Source organism: Amycolatopsis sp. cmx-11-32 (genome assembly GCF_047608695.1).
Classification (GTDB): Bacteria; Actinomycetota; Actinomycetes; order Mycobacteriales; family Pseudonocardiaceae; genus Amycolatopsis.
The window spans coordinates 788,717-805,279 of record NZ_JADNQN010000002.1; the positions used below are offsets into that span (position 1 = coordinate 788,717).

Here is a 16,563-nt window from a genome sequence, read left to right on the forward strand (position 1 = left end):
TGTTCTGCCGAGAATTTTCGATTAATCGCGGTGGGGACCGGAGTGATCACCGAGAGCGGCTCGTCGCGTTCGGGGGTACGGGCGAACCGCTTCCGGCGAAGGCGAGCTCGTGGCGTGGTTGCCGAGGGGGCGCTCGGACCGCCGTTCGCTCGCCAGCTTCTAGGCGGTGTCTCTCAAGAAGAGTTTCAAGCGTGCACACCGCCGATGGCAGGCCTGCGCGGGTTGACCAGTGCGTGCCTGCCGGTGGTTTCGGCTGGGCTCACGCCACGACTCTGACCAGGGACACGGCGGCGGTTCTCCCGCCGGTGGTCCTGGGTGGCCACGGTCTGCTGGGGGGCGAGGCCGCCGGCGACCAGGTGCTCGTGCGCGACCTGCCAGACCGAGCAGGGGGCCTTGCACTTGTGCCAGCGGGTCGAGCAAGTGGGGCAGTCGCCGCGCTCGTCGGGTTCATGCGCCTGGAGCATCGCGCGCCAGCCCTCGGTCAGCCGGGGGAGCTCCGAGCGAGCGACCGACACGAGCGACTGCGCGTCAGCCCGGTTCGCGAGATCGGAGAGCATGTCGAGGCGTTCCCAAACCGCGTTGCGGAGGACTTGCCCTAGGACCTGATCCACGGAGAACTCACCGTCACCTTTCCGCCATCTTGGCGGCTTCGTTGAGCGCTGCCCTGAGCTGTCCGAGCTGGCCGGACGTCAGGCGCGCGGTCTCTCCTGGCGGCGAGACGAGAACCACCTGGTTGTCTTCGACGAACACGGTGACGGCACGCTCGCGGCTGATGAGATCGCCGCACTGCACGCGCCAGACCAGTTGTCCGCCTTCGTAACGGCGCACACTCGCGGTACGAGGGTCGACCGCCGCGGAGGGGGAGACCGGACGGTTGGCACCCGGCGCGACGGCGACCGCCTGCTGACCGGCGGGGCCGGCCGCACGCAGGTGGCGCGTCGCCATACCGGGCCGTCCCGCGGTGATGGAGCCTGTTGCGATCGAGTCCACGAACTCCACTGGCTCTTCTCCGCTCTCTCGTTCCACGTCGTCTTCCTGACCGCGTATCCGCACCTGTAGGAGGTTCGGAGACTTGGTAGCTCTCTGTGATCGCTGCCGGTGGCTGGTCGGTCACTGAGATCTGACAACTACAGTGATGTGAAACCGAGTGCGATAGAAGGTCGAACCGCCGTCATAGCGGTAACCGGACGAGGTTTCACGGTAAGCGGTCAAACGACTTCTGCCGGGCCGATCACGACGGGCATTTCGGTGTTTCGCACGGTTGAATAAGTGTGCTTACGCTGTTTCTCGACCCCAACGGAACTGTGAGGGGGCGCAATGGACGCCAGTATCGGTGGCGGCGCTGTCGCCGGCTCGGACTCCAAGAGCCGCCAGAGTCACCCCGTGCCGCCGGATGCCTGGGAGCAGCCGGAGATGCGAGCCGCACTGGCCACCCGGGAGATCTCTTCCGTCTACCGGCTGTTGCGCAAGCACGGTGTTTCGCAGCGCCAGATCGCCGCGATGACCGGCCAATCGCAGTCCGAGGTGTCCGAGATCCTCAAGGGTCGCCAGGTGATGGCGTACGACGTGCTCACCCGCATCGCTGACGGCCTTGGTGTCCCACGGGGATACATGGGTCTCGCCTATGACGAGGCGACAGCGATAAAGGTCGTCGGCGCTGCCGACGGCCAGCAGGCGGAGGAGGACGAGTCCGTGAAGCGACGGAGGTTCCTCGCGCACGCCGCCCAGGTCACGATGGGTGCGGCGGTATTCGGTCCCGAATCGGGTACCTGGTCTTCCGGGCCGGCGAAGACGCCCGCTCCCGGGCGGATCGGCATGACCGACGTCCGTCAGGTGGAAGCCGCGACCAGAGCGCTCCGGTCCCTCGACTACCAGTACGGCGGCGGGTTCTGCCGCGACGCCGTGGTCGCGCAGCTGTCCTGGGGACAGCAGATGCTCGAGTCCACCGGCACCGAAATGGTCAAGAACCGCCTGTACGTCGCGCTGGCCGACCTGCACAGCCTGGCGGGCTGGACATCCTTCGACACCGGCCTCATGGACTCCGCACGCGGCCATTTCGCGAACGCGCTGGACCTGGCCAAACAGGGGGACAGCCATCCGCTGGTGGCCAACGTGCTGTACCGGATGGGCCGCGTCTACCTGCACCAGGACGCTCCGAACGACGCGCTGAAACTGTTCCAGCTCGGCCAGATCGCCGCCCAGGAATCGGGCTCCGAGCTGGCGGTCGCCGTGCTCTGCGCCAACGAGGCGTGGGCCTACGCGATGATGGGCAACGAGGAGCAGGCCACCAAGCTGCTCGGCCGGAGCAAGGACGAGTTCGCCCGCGCCGACCTGGCCGAGGCCGAGTCCTGGGTCAAGTTCTTCACCGAGACCGACGTTTACGCCATGATCGGCACCGTGCACACGGTGCTCGCCGCGAAGAACGCCGAGCACACCAAGTACGCGATCCCGGCGCTGGCGAAGGCCGTCGAGTTCTACGACGACGACATGGCCCGCAGTAAGACGTTCATGCTCAGCGCGCTGGCCACGAACCACCTGCTCGAAGGCGATCTCGATCACGGCGCCAAGGTGGGCTCGAAGGCCGTCGACTGTGCCGAGGGCATCAAGTCGGAGCGGGTGAAGGACCGGATGCGACCACTGCAGGTCGAGGCGGAGCGCCGCCGGAACAACGCCGACGCCCGTGACCTCGCCGATCGCCTCAACTCCTTCTACGCCGCCTGAGCGAGGATTGGACGGCCGGTTCACACCCGGCAAACTGCGCGATGTCCTGGGGCGGACTTGTGAGCTGCTGGGCGTGGACCCCGCCGAGGCCCGGCTGCTGAGGTTCACCAACAACGCCGTCTACGAACTGGCGAGCGCGCCGTTCGTCGTCCGGATCGTCGGCTCGACCCTGCTGAGGCACCGGGCCGGCACGGTCGTGCGGGTCGCACGGCACTTCGAACGGCACGACGTGCCCGCCATCCGCCTGCTTCCCGGCCTCGACCAGCCGCTGCCGGTCGGGGACCATCTCGTGACGGTGTGGTGGAAAGTGCCGTCCACCGGCCGGAAGGCCAAGTCCTCGGACCTCGCCGCGCTGCTGCGCCGGGTCCACGCGCTCGAGCCGCCCGAGGGGCTCGCCGAATGGGCGCCGTTCGCCGCGGTCCGCGCCCGGGTTTCGGACGCGGAGGAGCTGTCATCGGGCGACCGGCGGTTCCTGCTCGAACGCTGTGCCGAGGTCGAGGCCGCGCTCGCGACGCTCGACTTTCCCTTGCCGCGGGCCCTTGTCCACGGGGACGCGCACACCGGGAATGTGATCGGAGGACCGGACGGACCGGTACTGTGCGATTTCGATTCGTCCTGCGTCGGACCGCCGGAATGGGATCTGACGCCGCTCGCCGTCGGCCATGAACGGTTCGGTGATCCACCCGCTCGCTATCGCGTGTTCGCCGAGCGGTACGGATTCGACGTGACCACGTGGTCCGGGTTCCCGGTACTGCGCGCGATCCGTGAACTGAAGCTCACCACGAGTGTTCTCCCGATTCTCCGCAGTCACCCCAGCGTGCGTGATGAGCTGCGAAAACGGCTGGACGATCTCCGGAACGGGCACACCGGCGCCCGCTGGAACCGGTATCGGTGAGTCACCAGGGAAAGGTTTCTGCACGTGCATTCGCCGACGGCGAATGACCGTTCGTCGCTTGCCCGAAATCAGCGATCAATCGGTGACGAATTCGCCCGGGCTAATCACTTCTCCTGGCCCAAGGCTCCCCCAAATGTGCAACTTGCAGCTACGCTCCGTTAAATGGCGCGCTCAGTTCATCCCGTGGTTGTTCGTCGATCGGTGCCTTCGAGTCACAGTTGTTCCAAACGCGTACGCAGAGCGTCGGCTTCCGGGCGGCCGAGCCCGACGAAAATCGGCAAAGCTTTGTCGTAGTGGCGCCGGGCTTCTTCGGGCTCGCCTTCCGCTTCGGCGATCTCGCCGAACGCGGACAGCGCCCTGGCCACCTCGAACCGCGACCCGCTGGCCTCCATGGTGGCGCGGGCGGGTTCGATTTCGGCCCGCGCGCCCGCGAGATCCCCGCTCGCCGTGAGGACGCGGCCGAGTTCGATCCGGGCGCGGGCCACGTTGTAGTCGTCGCCGTCGAGAGTGTCGCGAGCACGGGTGAGGTCGGTGATCGCCGCCTCGACCTGTCCGGCCCTGGCACGGGTCGCGCCGAGATTGATCAGCGCCAGCCCGACGTCGTGCGGGCGTTCCTGCCGCTCGCTGAGCAGATGGTCCTCGGTGAACCACTCGATCGCTTCGTCGAGCCTGCTCTGTTGCAGTGCGACCAGACCGAGCCCTTCCACCGACCGGATCTCGACGACGTGGTCCCCGCTTGTCCGGGCCGCGTCGCGTCCGGCCAGGTAGTGCCGCACGGCGTCGTCGTACCGGCCGGTGCCGCGGCAGGCGGCGCCGGCGCGGTTGCGCATCAACGCCTCCGCGGAGGTATTGCCCCAGGCCTTCGCGCAGTGGACGCCGATCTCGCTCACCCGCAGGAAGTCCGGATAGTGCTTGCGCAGCAGGAAGAGCGGCCACATCGCGGTGGCGAGCTGCCAGCCGAGCTCCGGCAGCTGCCATTCGTGGGCCGTTTGGACCGCGGCGATGAGGTTCTCGCGTTCCAGCTCCAGCCAGGCGAGTGCTTCCTCGGACGAATCGAACGACGCCCGCGTCGACGGCCGGTACTCGTAGCGGTACGGGATCGTGTCCTGGTCCGGCGTGGTCAAGCCGGCCGTCGCGGAGGCCGCGAACAGGTACCACTCGAGCATGCGGCGCACGGCGATGTCGCGGTCGTACTCGTTGCCCGACGTCTTCTCCTTGGCGTGCAGCCGCGCGAGGTCGTGGAACGTGTACCGGTCGTCACCCCGATCGATCAGCAGCCCGACGTCGACGAGCTGGTCAAGCAGGTCGTCGGCGACCTCCGGGCGGACGGCGATCGACGCGGCCGCGACTCCGACGCCGAAGTCGGGACCGGGATGCAGCCCGAGCGCCGCGTACAGCGCGGCCGCGTCCGAGGGAAGTTCGTCGTAGGACAGGTTGAAGCTGGCTTCCACCGATTGCGCCTCTTTCGTCGAGAGCGTGGCCAGTCGACGATATTCCTTCCCCAGCTCGGTGGCGATCTTCTCCAACGACATTTTCGGCCGTCCAGCCAGCTTGGCGCTGACCGTGGTGAGGGCGATCGGCAGGCCGCCGCACAGCTCGGCGATGGCGCGCGCCTGGTCGGTCTCGGCGTCGACCCGCTCGGCGCCGAGCGCGCGACCCAGCAGCTCGGCGCTGTGCGCGGAGCCGAAGGGAGCCAGCTCGATCAGCCTCGCGCGATGTTCGGCCTGGAGCCTGCCGAGGCGGCGCCTCGAAGTCACGATCACGAGGCTTTCCCCGCAGGAAGGCAGCAGCGGCAGCACCTGCTCGGCCGAGGCCGCGTTGTCGAGCAGCAGGAGCAGCGGCCGCTCGGCGGTCGTCGTGCGGTACAGGGCGGCGAGTTCCTCGACTTCCGAGGGCAACCCCTCCGGCGGGACGCCCAGCGCGCGGAGGAACCGGCCGAGTGCTTCGCTCGCGGAGAGCGGGCCGTTCGTGCTGAAGCCGCCGAGATCCGTCCAGAGGTGCCCGTCCGGGAAACGGTCACCGACGTGACGGCCCCACGCGGTGGCCAGCGCCGTCTTCCCGATGCCGCCCTGTCCGCTGATCAGGTGCAGCGACGGCCGGTCGGCGTCGGTGTCGTCCTTGGCCAGCAGCTTCTCGAGCAGCGTGAGTTCGGCCGTACGGTTGGTGAAATGCGCCGGCGCGGGCGGGAGCTGACGCGGCCCCGAACTCACCTGCCTGGTGAGCCTCACCGCCGAACGCTGGCGCGGTACCTGCGGTGTGCCGACTTCACTTTCACCCGGCATCGGGCTGCCCATCCACTATCCCCTCTTCGGGTTACCCCAGCGATCGCGTAGAGCATTCCGGTGACGATCCGAAGAGGACAGTGAAACCGGTCAAATGCGGCCAGATGGAGCAAGGCCACCGCCTGGCTGAAGGGGACTTTCCCCGCATGCGATGCGGGGAAAGCGCCCTTCGCCGCGTGAGATGCGGGGAAAGTCCCCTTCAGCTCGTCGGCACGACCGGCGCGCGAGTGAGGACGACGGCGAACCCGAACGCCAACCCCATCACGGTCAGCTCCAGCGTCGCCCACGCGGCCAGTGCCGTCCGGTTGTGCCGGATGATCCGCGGCATCAGCTTCCAGCGCGTGTAGGCGCCGAGACCCGCGATCACCCCGGTGCACAACAGCTTGAGCAGCACCAACTGCCCGTACGGCGTGGTGAACACGCCTTCCCAGAAACCGAGCGACGGGTTGAGCGTGATCTCGATCAGCCCGTTGAACAGGCCGGTCACCGCGCCGAGGATCAGGCACAGCGTCGCCAGCTTGGAGAACCGCGGCAGCGCGTGCGCCAGCAGTGTCCGGTTCCCGACGAGCAGCACCGCCATCGCGCCGAGCCCGCCGGTCCAGGCGACCGCGCTCATCACGTGCAGTTCCATCGAGATCATCGTGTAGTCGTGGTAGTTCCAGTTCGACGCGTGCCCGGTGACCGGCAGCGGCAGCAGTGCGAACAGGCCCAGTCCGACGCGGACCTCGGCGGGCACCTTCTCGCCGTGTTTCAGCGCGAGGACGCCGAGTCCCGCGTGCAGCAACGCCAGCACCGCGACGATCAGCAGCGCCTTCCCCGCGCCGACATCGGCGATGTAGCTCCCGACGTCCGAGATCGACAGTGTGCTGGAGCCCGGCCGGTATTCGGCGGTCTGCAGGATCAGCGCGACGAGCGCGGTGGTCGCCCAGACCAGCGCCGCCGCGACGCTCGCGGGCCGCGCGATCCGCATGATCGGCTCGGAGAGCTTCGGCCGGTCGTAGCCGACCAGCACTGAAAGCAGCGCCAGCCCGATCGTGGCGACCGCCGAGATGTCCAGCAGCACCCGCACGATCGGGATGGAGACCGAGACCACCTCGCTGACCTGCGCGACCCCGGGGACCGGGGTGGTGGCCGTCAGCGCGACGCCGATCAGGGCACCGACGATCCCCGCCGCCACCACGCAGAACAGGACGGCGACGCGGGCGCGCGAGGTGGTCTCGGCCTGTGTCATGACCCGCTCTTCTCCTTGTCGCCCGCGCCGGTGCGCAGTGCGACGGTCAGTCCGACGGCGAGCAGCACGACGGCGCCCGCGATCCACACCCAGATCGGTACCCCGGACGAACCTTCGCCGCCGGTCGCCGGGGTCGTCTCGGCCTGGCCCGCGTTGCTGCGCGCGGCGTCGGCGGTCGCCGGTGTCCCGGCGCCCGCGGCGGTGAGCGTGAACGGCACCTCACCGGTCACGGCGTGCCCGTCCGCGGACAGGATCCGGAAGCCGATCTTGTACTCGCCCGCCGGGCCGAGCGGCCGCAGCGGTACGGACACGACGCTGTCGCGGACCTCGACCTGGCCTTCGGCCCACTGGCCGCCGCCCGGTCCGATGACCGCGATCTGGTTGACGTTCGCGTTCTGGACGTACTGGTCGAACGTGAGGGTGATCTTCGCGGGCCCGGCGGCGAGCGAAGCGCCCTTCGCCGGGTCTGAGGAGATCAGGACGTTGTGCGCCAGCGCCGGGGTGGCTGTGGCGAGCCACGCCACCCCGGTGATCGCCAGCGCGATGAGCGCCTTACGCATTTACTCGGTTTCCTCGGTGCTCTTGGTGGAGGCGGCCGCGGTGGCGCGGCGGGCGCGCAGGGTGGCACCGGCGCCGACGCCGAGGCCGAGCGCGCCGACGACCAGGCCCGCGCCGCCGAGCCAGCGGGCGGTGTTGTCGGACGACGACGAAGAAGCGTGCGATTCCTCGGAGGCCTTCGTGTCGGAACCGTGGCCACCACCGTGCCCGTCACCGCTCTTCTCGGCGAGCTTCACGCTCGGCGCGGGGTGCTCCGGCTCTTCACCGGAGGCCGGGGTCGGCTGGTTCCACTCGACGACCTTGCCGTTCTCGTACGTCTGGGTGGCCGGGAACTCCAGCGCGTCGACGGTGGCCGGGAACTGGCCAGCGCTGATCTGGAACTCCTGGAACTCGGCCGAACCGGCGGCGATCTTGGTGCCGGGCTCCGCGGTCCACGACACCTTGGTGACGGCTTCAGTGATCTGAGTGCCGGAGGCGGTGGTCACCGGGGCGGGCAGCTTCGACTTGACGACCTCGGCCTTCCAACCGGGGATCGGCTTGGTGCGCACGGAGCTGAGCGCGTACTCGGGCTTGAGGGTGACCTCGACCTTCACCGTGCCGGCGTCCTTCTCCTCGTTGGGGACGCGGAAGAAGATCGACCCGTAGCCACCCTTTTCGGGCTGGGGGCCGTAGACGTTGGCGGTGACGTGGGCCGAGGCGACCCCGGCCGAGAGCAGACCGGCGGCACCGATGGCGGCGGCGAGGAAACCGGCGCGCTGGAAGACGTGCTTGGACACGAAGACTCCTGAACGTGATTGAGACGGCGGGTTCGGGGACCTCGCCGGTTTACGGGGGACGAGCTGGGGTTCAGGAGAGCAGCGGGGGGCCGCGCCTGCCGTGGACCCGGCGAAGGTCCACGCGGACGAGGTGACCGGGACCCGCCGGACGGGCGAGCACCGGCGTGCCCGCCGCGGCGGGCACCGGAAGCGCGTTGAGGATGAACGGGACCAGCACGCGCAGGCAGGCGAGGACGCCGAGCAGCAGTCCGTCGGCCTTGGCCAGCAGCAGCGCGGTGACCAGCGTCGCGACGACGTGGGCCACGGTCATCGCGAGCCCGCCCGAGACGGGAGCGGGCTCGTCGTGCCTCAGTTCGTGACTGCTCAGGGAGCTGAGCACGAGGTGCATCACGACCTGGCCCGCGCCGAGGTCGACGATCGTGGCGAGCGGTCCGCGCGCCTTCGCGGCGAGCGCGGTGGCGTTCCAGCCGATGAGCACGGTGAGCAACATCGTCATCGCCGCATCGGGTACTTCGCCGTCCCCCACGACGTGAGCGGTCACCGCCAGCGCCGCGGAACTCACGCCGAGCAAGCCGCCACGCACAACGCGTAACGCGCTTCGGTGATGGCTGCCCTTGCTCACGAGGTGAAGGGTATGCGACATCCGGCCGAGCGGTCGACGTCCTCCCGGCTGGTGAGCAGTGGGAAAGACACCGCGGGACGGCGCCTGCGTTTGCCCATTTAGGCCGAATGGGGAAGGTTTACGGGATAAAAGGCGGTAAACCGGGGTTTGGCCGCACACGTTTTGGGTAGTCAGGCTCCCGATACGGCTACTCCGAATGGGTGAGGACTCTCACTTAGAGGCGGCGGGAGAACCAGCACGCGATGAACCTCTTCGAGTACATCTCGGATCGGTGGGACAGACTCGCCCTTCAAGGGCTTCTCCATGTCAGCGCGGTCGTGCAGTGCACGATCATCGCCGCCGTGCTCGGCGTGGTGATCGGGGTAGCGGTCTACCGCAGCCCGATCGGGTCGGCCGTGGCCACGGCGCTGGCGAGCACGATCCTCACCGTCCCCTCCTTCGCCCTCTTAGGCCTCCTCATCCCGGTTTTCGGCCTCGGCGCGAACACCACCGTCATCGCCCTCGTGCTCTACGCGCTGCTCCCGATCGTGCGGAACACGATCGTCGGGCTCGGCGGCGTCGATCCAGCGGTCAGTGACGCGGCACGCGGCATCGGTATGGGCCGGTTCGGCGTGCTGACCAGGGTGGAGCTACGGCTCGCCTGGCCCGCCATCCTCGCCGGGATGCGGGTCGCGACGCAGATGCTCATGGGCATCGCGGTCATCGCGGCCTACGCGAAGGGCCCGGGCCTCGGTTCGGAGGTCTTCTCCGGCCTCACCAACGCGGGAAGCACGAACTCCCTCAACCAGGCGCTGACCGGGACGCTCGGCGTGGTCGTCCTCGCGCTGGTCCTCGACGCCGTTTACGTCCTGATCAATCGTTTGACCGTCTCGAGGGGTGTCCGTGGCTGAGCAGCCTGAAACCGTATCCGGCGTCGAGATCGAGCTGGAGAACGTCTCCAAGCGCTACCCCGGCACCCGCGAGCCCGCGGTCGACGAGTTCTCGATGGTGGTGCCCGCCGGCAAGATCGTGGTCTTCGTCGGCCCGTCCGGCTGTGGCAAGACCACCACCATGCGGATGATCAACCGGCTGATCGAGCCGACGTCCGGCCGGATCACCATCGGCGGTGACGACGCGCTGAAGCTCGACGTCGACACCCTGCGCCGTCGCATCGGCTACGCGATCCAGCAGGCCGGGCTGTTCCCGCACTTCACCGTGGCGCAGAACATCGCGGTGGTGCCCGGTCTGCTCGGCTGGGACAAGAAGAAAGTCAACGACCGGGTCGAGGAGATGATGGACCTGGTCGGGCTGGACCCGGCCGACTTCCGCGACCGCTTCCCGCGTCAGCTGTCCGGTGGGCAGCAGCAGCGTGTCGGCGTCGCGCGGGCGCTCGCCGCGGACCCGCCGGTCCTGCTGATGGACGAACCGTTCGGCGCGGTCGACCCGATCACCCGAGGAAATCTGCAGGACGAACTGCTGCGGCTGCAGACCGAACTGAAGAAGACGATCGTCTTCGTCACCCACGACTTCGACGAGGCCGTGAAGCTCGGCGACAAGATCGCGGTGCTCGGCAACCAGTCGAAGATCCTCCAGTACGACACCCCGGACGCGATCCTCGCGAACCCGGCCGACGACACGGTCGCCGGTTTCGTCGGCGCCGGTGCCTCGCTGAAGCAGCTGACGCTGCTGCGGGTCCGCGACGTCGAGCTGAAGCAGGACGCCCTGACGGCGGCGGTCAGCGAATCGCCGTCGGACGTGCGCGAGAAACTGACCCGGCAGCGGAAGCATTTCGTGCTGGTGCTCGACCAGCGCCGTCGTCCGATGCGATGGGTCCACGTCCGCGAGCTGACCGCGGCGACGTCGCTGGCCACCGCGGGCAAGCCGCTGCGTGACTCGGTCAGCCTCCAGTCGACGCTGCAGGACGCGCTCGAAGCCATGCTCGCCGAGGGCGGCAGCGTCCCGGTGACCGGCGCTCGCGGCGAGTACGCCGGGACGATCGAGCTCGACACCGTCATCTCGACGATCCAGCAGCTGCGCGAGGAGCACTCGGACGGCAACCCGGCGGAAGGGGTGACCGCATGACGGCCGTCGATACCGGGTTCACCACCGAGTCCTCGTCGAGAAGCGCCGAACGGGTCCGGCTGTTCGCCCAGCCCGCGGTGGTCCTGCTGATCGTCGCCGGCGTGCTGATCTGGGTGTTCGCCGGCGACCTGACCGCCACGGAGAAGGCGACACTCAACGCCACCGGGCTGCTCGAAGCGCTGCGTGACCACCTGGCGATGACCGTCGTGGTCACCGCGATCGTGGTCGCCGTGGCGGTGCCGCTCGGCGTGCTCGTGACGCGGCCGTACGCGAAGTGGGCGGCACCGGTGTTCCTGGCGGTCGCGAACATCGGCCAGGCCGCGCCCGCGCTCGGGGTGCTGGTGCTGTGGTTCATCGTCACCGGTGCGACCGGCGGGCTGTGGGTCGCGGCGCTGCCGCTGGCGTTCTACTCGCTGCTTCCGGTGCTGCGGAACACGATGGTCGGCCTGCAACAGGTCGACCCCGCACTGATCGACGCGGGTCGCGGCATCGGCATGTCGGCCTCCGGCGTGCTGTGGCGGGTCGAGTTCCCGCTGGCCGTCCCGCTGATCCTGGCCGGCCTGCGGACCTCGCTGGTGCTGGCGGTGGGCACGGCGACGTTCGGCATGTTCGTCAACGCCGGCGGTTTCGGCCTGCTCATCGACACCGGCTACAAGCTCAACCTGACGAAGGTGCTGATCACCGGTTCGGTGCTCGCCGTCGCGCTGGCACTGCTGGTGGACTGGCTGGGTGCGGTCGCGGAACAGTTCTTCGGACCGAAGGGACTGCGCTGACATGCGATTGAAGGCGATTCTCGGCACAGTCCTGTTGTGCGGCACGCTTTCCGCTTGCGGGCTCGAGGTCAACACCGCGCTGCCGTACAAGATCGAACCCGGTTCGATCCAGCCCATCGAGGCGCTCAAGGGTGTCGAGGTGACGGTGGGGTCCAAGGACTTCACCGAGAACATCATCCTGGGCTACATGGCCGAAATGGCGCTTTCCGCGGCGGGCGCGGACGTCATCGACCTGACCGACATCAAGGGCTCGAACTCGTCGCGGCAGGCACTGCTCGCCGGCCAGACCGACGTCACCTGGGAATACACCGGCACCGGCTGGATCAACTACCAGGGCAACGAACTTCCCGTCCCCGGTGGGGAACAAGCCCAGTACGAAGCCACGAAGGCGGCCGACGAGTCGAAGTTCGGCGTCACCTGGCTGAACTATTCGCCGCTGAACGACCAGTACGGCTTCGCGGTCACTGAAGCCTACGGAGCGGCGAACAACCTGAAGACGACTTCGGACCTGGCGGCGTTCCTCAAGCAGAAGCCCGACCAGGGCGTGTTCTGCCTGGAGACCGAGTTCACCAGCCGCCAGGACGGTTTCCCCGCCGCCGTGCGGGCATACGGGTTCCAGAACCCGGTGATCAAGAACTTCGGCATCGGCACGATCTACTCGGCCGTCGCGAGCGGGACCTGCCCGATCGGCGAGATCTTCACGACCGACGGCCGCATCGCCGGACTCGACCTGCGTGTCCTCGAGGACGACAAAAAGGCGTTCCCGCAGTACAACGCCGTGCCGACGCTGCGCTCGGACTTCCTGAAGCAGCACCCGGAACTCCGCGCCCCGCTCGAAGCCGTCGCCGCGGCCATCGACAACCAGCAGATGATCGAACTGTGCAAGCAGGTCGACGTAGACGGCCGTGACCAAGGCGAAGTCGCTTATGAGTGGATGAAGAAGAAGGGCTTCATCAGCTAATCTGTCGAGCGCTGACGGAAACTCGCCGAAGGGGCGCCGTTCCGCATTCACCTCGCGGTAGGAGTGGAGGCGCCCCTTCATCGAGTTTCCGTGGGCCTTCGGCCCAAGAGAGGGCGCTCGACGGGTGAAGTCTCCGTCGGGCGCGGGGCGCCCTTGGGGAGACCTCTCGGCTGAGTTCACCACCCTCACCATCCGTCTGGACGCACCGGGTCGTGCCATGAACGGTCCGTTACTTGCAAAATTTGCAAGTAACGGACCGTTCATGGCACTTGAGGCGCTCGACCGCTCAGATCCCCAGGCGGTGCAGCAGCTTTCCCTCCAGCTGGTCCAGCTCCCCGGCCACCGCCCGGTGCGCCGCCTTCCGCCGCGCGGCCGGCATCCGCTCCGAAGCGCGGACGGTCGCCGAAAGCTGCTCCAGCGTCCCCTGCGTGTCCTTCGCGAAGGACACGTCGGCATCGGTCGCCTTCGCGGACTTCCTCAGCTCCGCGAGTCCCTGCGTCAGCCCGGCGATCCGCGCGTGCAGTGCGGCACCGCGTCCGCTGAATTCGCCGAGCTGGTCGACCGCGACACCGAGCTTCTTCGCTTGGTAACGGTCGTAGAGCTCTCGCGCGGCCCCCGCCGCTCGAACGGCGTACGGCGCGATCACCGGCAGTACGGCCGGACCGAGCACTTTGACCACCGCGACGGCGTTCTTCGCCTTCTTCGGGTTGATCCTGCCTTCGGCCTCGACGGCTTTGGCCTTGCGCGCCATGGCACCTCCCACGCTGTGTCACAGACGAACTTACTGGTCCCCGAAGTGGCGGGCATGTCGGCTTGCCGGTCGCCTTCTAGAGTGTTGTCTGTGAGTAACGAGGTGCTACTGGACGCGGGAGCGGTGAGCCGCTGCCGGCGTCGCGTGCACCTCGAACACGATCCGGCGATGCGCGAGGTCCCGCTCGCCCCGCCCGACCCCGCCGCGCAGCAGCGGATCGACGACGCGTCAGCGCATCGCGAGGCCATCGTGCGGCAGCTGATGGAGGCGACAGGGCCCGGCGTGAGCTGGGTAAAGATCCCTCGCGACCTTCCCGCCGCCGAGCGTGTGCAACTCACCGAAGAGGCCTTCGCCGCCGAAGCGCACTACATCTGGGGTGCCCTGCTCCCGGTGGACCGTGCCGGTCACCGTCGCGGCGGCTCAGAACTTCTGATCCGCACAGCCGACGGCTACGTGCCGGTGCTGGTCGTGCGGCACCGCATCACCGATCGCGGTTCGGGCGCGCCGACCACGGTGATGACCGATCTCGACCCGGCGAACCGGTTGCCCGATCCGGCGCGAAAGGTCCGCTCGCAGCCGCGTGACCAAATGCGGCTCGCGCACCTCTATCGGATGCTCGAAGCGCTCGGGAGGCACGAAGGCCACCGCGCCATCGGCGGCGTCATCGGCCTCGACGCGGATGTCGTCGTCTGGCACGACCTGTCCGCGGGTACCTGGCCGGGCGGCCGAAGCGCGCTGACGGAGTACCAGAGCCGCTTCGCCGACAGGCTCGCCATCGCGAGCGCAGCCGTTGAAGGCGAAGAGCCACTTGCCGAGCCGTCGCGTGTCCTCGAATGCCGTCGCTGCCCTTGGTGGCCGACGTGCGAGGTCGTGCTCACCGAAACCCGCGACGTCAGCCTGGTCGTCCGCGGCGAGGACGCGATGGAACTCCGCCGCGCCGGAGTGTCCACAGTGGACAAGTTGGCCGCGCTCGACCCGGCCGACGAGCCGCCGCCGATGAACTGGACGGGCGGTACCTTCGCCGACGCGATCATCCTCGCGCGTGCCTGGCTCGCCGATCTCACGATGGTGCGCAAGGTCGACCGCATCGAGGTCTCGCGCGGTGACGTCGAGGTCGATGTCGACATGGAGAGCTTCGGCGATTCCGGCGCGTACCTGTGGGGTTCGCTGCTGACCGGCGCCGACATCGGAATGGAGCAGGGTTACCGGGCCTTCGCGACCTGGGAGCCGCTGCCGACCGCGGACGAGGCGCGGTCGTTCGCCGAATTCTGGGCCTGGTTCAAGGAAGTCCGCGAGCGCACGCTCGCGGCGGGGCTGACCTTCCGTGCCTACTGCTACAACGCGCTCGCCGAGAACCGCTGGCTCTTCGGGTCCGCCGGCCGGTTCGGTGAGCACCCCGGCGTTCCCACCAAGGCCGAGATCGCGTCCTTTGTGGACTCCGAGGAGTGGATCGACCTCTTCCGCAGCGTCACCGACCAGTTCCTGTGCTCGCACGGCAAGGGGCTCAAGGTGATCGCCCCGGTCGCCGGTTTCACCTGGCGCGATCCGGAAGCGGGCGGTGAGGCGTCGATGAGCTGGTACCGCGACGCCGTCGGCATGGACGGCGGTGTCCCGGACGAACTCCAGCGGGAGCGGCTGCTGCGCTACAACGAGGACGACGTCCTGGCCACGCACGCGCTGCGGAAGTGGATGACCGACCACGCGCAGACGGCCGTGCCGTATATGAACGACCTCTGATCTCTCATGAACTAAGAGACTCGCGCCCGCCCGGCATCGTGCGTGAGGTCGAGAGCACGAAGCTCGGCAAACTCGCCGCGCTCGGTGTCCGGCAGACGCTCGGCCAGCTCCGGCGGCGCGCTTACACGCCGGCGCGGTTCGGCGGGCTGGTCGCCGAAACCACGTTCAGGACGTGCGAGATCACCACGGAGGGCATCACCCTCGACGTGCGCCTCACCCGTCCCTGAGCGAGATGAACGGGGCTTTCATCGCAGAATCTGAGAGGAAAGCCCCGTTCATCTCACGGGGAGCGGCTCAGCGAGGGGCCATGCGCAGCGAGCCGTCCATCCGGACGACCTCACCGTTCAGGTAGTCGTGGTCGATCAGCGACAGCGCGAGCTGCGCGTACTCGTCCGGCCGCGCGAGCCGCTTCGGGAACGGAACGCCTTCGGCCAGCGAAGCACGGAACTCGTCGCTTACGGTCGCCAGCATCGGGGTGTCGACGATGCCCGGCGCGATGGTCAGCACCCGGATGCCGTGCGACGCGAGGTCGCGGGCGGCTGGCAGGGTCATCCCGACGATGCCGCCCTTGGACGACGAGTATGCCACCTGTCCGATCTGGCCGTCGTAGGCCGCGATCGACGCGGTGTTGATGATGACGCCGCGCGCGTTGTCGGCCAGCGGCTCGGTCTTGGCGATGGCCTCGGAGGCCAGCGTCAGCACGTTGAAGGAGCCGATCAGGTTGATCTGGACGACCTTCGCGAACAGGGCGAGGTCGTGCGGGCCCTTCTTCGAAAGGATCCGCGCGGACGGTCCGATCCCGGCGCAGTTCACCACGGTCCGCAACGGCACCCCGGACTCGGCGGCGGTCGCGACGGCGGTCCGCACCTGCTCCGGGTCGGTCACGTCGGCCTCGACGTAGGTGATGCCCTCGACCTGCTCGGCGTTGGCGATGGCACCGGCGAGGTCCAGCGCGAAGACCCGCGCGCCCTTCGCCGCGAGCGCCTTCGCGGTCGCACCGCCGAGCCCGGACGCGCCACCCGTGACGAGCGCCGCGGTATCGGTGATCTGCATGTTCTCCCTTTCGTCGACAACCGTTCCCTAGGTTAACGCTCGTTCGCATCGGCGGGGTGGGTGTGCTGGCTCACGTCGGTGCGCAGCATGTCGTGAGGAGTATTCGGGCCCGAAGCATTCCGTTCGCTCGGAGGTCAACTCA

17 protein-coding genes are annotated in these 16,563 nt (G+C 68.4%); 8 read left to right on the top strand and 9 right to left on the bottom strand.

Features of this window, described 5'->3' with window-relative positions; translation table 11 throughout:
• Positions 1-185: 185 nt before the first annotated feature.
• The gene (locus ACM6LR_RS08485; protein ID WP_414936440.1) at positions 186-611 is read right to left on the bottom strand and encodes a hypothetical protein; all 426 of its coding nucleotides are present in this window, start codon (positions 609-611) and stop codon (positions 186-188) included.
• Positions 612-624: 13 nt separating this feature from the next.
• Entirely contained in the window at positions 625-999 is a 375-nt protein-coding gene (locus ACM6LR_RS08490; RefSeq protein WP_076163933.1) for a hypothetical protein, read from the bottom strand.
• Positions 1,000-1,317: 318 nt separating this feature from the next.
• Here ACM6LR_RS08490 and ACM6LR_RS08495 point away from each other — a divergent pair, with 318 nt between their 5' ends.
• Both ACM6LR_RS08495 and ACM6LR_RS08500 read left to right on the top strand, forming a co-directional pair.
• Complete coding sequence (locus tag ACM6LR_RS08495) at positions 1,318-2,721, top strand: tetratricopeptide repeat protein (RefSeq protein ID WP_414936439.1); 1,404 nt, start codon at positions 1,318-1,320, stop codon at positions 2,719-2,721.
• A 7-nt stretch (positions 2,722-2,728) separates the two neighbouring features.
• On the top strand, positions 2,729-3,616 hold the full coding sequence (locus tag ACM6LR_RS08500; RefSeq protein WP_414936438.1) for a phosphotransferase family protein: 888 nt from the start codon (positions 2,729-2,731) through the stop codon (positions 3,614-3,616).
• A gap of 212 nt (positions 3,617-3,828) precedes the next feature.
• Here the strand turns inward: ACM6LR_RS08500 and ACM6LR_RS08505 are convergent, their stop codons facing one another.
• The 5 genes from ACM6LR_RS08505 to ACM6LR_RS08525 all read right to left on the bottom strand — a co-directional run bounded on the left by ACM6LR_RS08505 (position 3,829) and on the right by ACM6LR_RS08525 (position 9,025).
• Positions 3,829-5,844: a tetratricopeptide repeat protein gene (locus ACM6LR_RS08505; protein WP_414936437.1), complete on the bottom strand. Its 2,016-nt coding sequence runs from the start codon at positions 5,842-5,844 to the stop codon at positions 3,829-3,831.
• A gap of 253 nt (positions 5,845-6,097) precedes the next feature.
• The gene (locus ACM6LR_RS08510) at positions 6,098-7,129 is read right to left on the bottom strand and encodes a copper resistance D family protein (protein ID WP_414936436.1); all 1,032 of its coding nucleotides are present in this window, start codon (positions 7,127-7,129) and stop codon (positions 6,098-6,100) included.
• Positions 7,126-7,689: a copper resistance CopC family protein gene (locus ACM6LR_RS08515; protein ID WP_414936435.1), complete on the bottom strand. Its 564-nt coding sequence runs from the start codon at positions 7,687-7,689 to the stop codon at positions 7,126-7,128. Before ACM6LR_RS08515 ends, ACM6LR_RS08510 begins: the two co-directional genes overlap by 4 nt.
• Positions 7,690-8,463 carry a YcnI family protein gene (locus ACM6LR_RS08520; protein WP_414936434.1) on the bottom strand — a complete coding sequence of 258 codons (774 nt, stop codon included), beginning with the start codon at positions 8,461-8,463 and terminating at the stop codon, positions 7,690-7,692.
• A gap of 70 nt (positions 8,464-8,533) precedes the next feature.
• Positions 8,534-9,025, bottom strand: a complete 492-nt coding sequence (locus ACM6LR_RS08525) for a hypothetical protein (protein WP_414937095.1) — start codon at positions 9,023-9,025, stop codon at positions 8,534-8,536.
• Positions 9,026-9,327: 302 nt separating this feature from the next.
• Here ACM6LR_RS08525 and ACM6LR_RS08530 point away from each other — a divergent pair, with 302 nt between their 5' ends.
• The 4 genes from ACM6LR_RS08530 to ACM6LR_RS08545 are packed head-to-tail and all read left to right on the top strand — an operon-like array spanning position 9,328 to position 12,880.
• A complete protein-coding gene (locus ACM6LR_RS08530) occupies positions 9,328-9,975 on the top strand; it encodes an ABC transporter permease (RefSeq protein WP_414936433.1) in 648 nt (215 codons plus the stop codon).
• A complete protein-coding gene (locus tag ACM6LR_RS08535) occupies positions 9,962-11,146 on the top strand; it encodes an ABC transporter ATP-binding protein (protein WP_414936432.1) in 1,185 nt (394 codons plus the stop codon). Before ACM6LR_RS08530 ends, ACM6LR_RS08535 begins: the two co-directional genes overlap by 14 nt.
• Positions 11,143-11,919: an ABC transporter permease gene (locus tag ACM6LR_RS08540; RefSeq protein ID WP_414936431.1), complete on the top strand. Its 777-nt coding sequence runs from the start codon at positions 11,143-11,145 to the stop codon at positions 11,917-11,919. The genes ACM6LR_RS08535 and ACM6LR_RS08540 overlap by 4 nt, the downstream gene beginning before the upstream one ends.
• A gap of 1 nt (position 11,920) precedes the next feature.
• Complete coding sequence (locus tag ACM6LR_RS08545) at positions 11,921-12,880, top strand: glycine betaine ABC transporter substrate-binding protein (protein WP_414936430.1); 960 nt, start codon at positions 11,921-11,923, stop codon at positions 12,878-12,880.
• Positions 12,881-13,166: 286 nt separating this feature from the next.
• On the opposite strand, the gene ACM6LR_RS08550 is transcribed toward ACM6LR_RS08545, so the two are convergent.
• Positions 13,167-13,631, bottom strand: coding sequence for a DUF6474 family protein (locus tag ACM6LR_RS08550; protein WP_414936429.1), 465 nt, complete (start codon positions 13,629-13,631; stop codon positions 13,167-13,169).
• Positions 13,632-13,721: 90 nt separating this feature from the next.
• Between ACM6LR_RS08550 and ACM6LR_RS08555 the strand changes: the two genes are divergently transcribed.
• Positions 13,722-15,368 carry a TM0106 family RecB-like putative nuclease gene (locus ACM6LR_RS08555; RefSeq protein WP_414936428.1) on the top strand — a complete coding sequence of 549 codons (1,647 nt, stop codon included), beginning with the start codon at positions 13,722-13,724 and terminating at the stop codon, positions 15,366-15,368.
• Between the two features lie 38 nt (positions 15,369-15,406).
• Positions 15,407-15,595 (top strand): hypothetical protein, encoded by a 189-nt coding sequence (locus tag ACM6LR_RS08560; protein ID WP_414936427.1) that lies wholly within the window; start codon positions 15,407-15,409, stop codon positions 15,593-15,595.
• 67 nt (positions 15,596-15,662) lie between these two features.
• On the opposite strand, the gene ACM6LR_RS08565 is transcribed toward ACM6LR_RS08560, so the two are convergent.
• Positions 15,663-16,421 carry an SDR family NAD(P)-dependent oxidoreductase gene (locus ACM6LR_RS08565; protein ID WP_101611665.1) on the bottom strand — a complete coding sequence of 253 codons (759 nt, stop codon included), beginning with the start codon at positions 16,419-16,421 and terminating at the stop codon, positions 15,663-15,665.
• Between the last annotated feature and the right edge of the window lie 142 nt (positions 16,422-16,563).

What these genes read in the sequence shown, in the direction of transcription:
- ACM6LR_RS08495 (WP_414936439.1), top strand. Translation starts at nt 1,318, where the DNA reads ATGGACGCCAGTATCGGTGGCGGCGCTGTCGCCGGCTCGGACTCCAAG.
- ACM6LR_RS08510 (WP_414936436.1), bottom strand. Translation starts at nt 7,129, where the DNA reads ATGACACAGGCCGAGACCACCTCGCGCGCCCGCGTCGCCGTCCTGTTC.
- ACM6LR_RS08515 (WP_414936435.1), bottom strand. Translation starts at nt 7,689, where the DNA reads ATGCGTAAGGCGCTCATCGCGCTGGCGATCACCGGGGTGGCGTGGCTC.
- ACM6LR_RS08530 (WP_414936433.1), top strand. Translation starts at nt 9,328, where the DNA reads ATGAACCTCTTCGAGTACATCTCGGATCGGTGGGACAGACTCGCCCTT.
- ACM6LR_RS08540 (WP_414936431.1), top strand. Translation starts at nt 11,143, where the DNA reads ATGACGGCCGTCGATACCGGGTTCACCACCGAGTCCTCGTCGAGAAGC.
- ACM6LR_RS08545 (WP_414936430.1), top strand. Translation starts at nt 11,921, where the DNA reads ATGCGATTGAAGGCGATTCTCGGCACAGTCCTGTTGTGCGGCACGCTT.
- ACM6LR_RS08550 (WP_414936429.1), bottom strand. Translation starts at nt 13,631, where the DNA reads ATGGCGCGCAAGGCCAAAGCCGTCGAGGCCGAAGGCAGGATCAACCCG.
- ACM6LR_RS08565 (WP_101611665.1), bottom strand. Translation starts at nt 16,421, where the DNA reads ATGCAGATCACCGATACCGCGGCGCTCGTCACGGGTGGCGCGTCCGGG.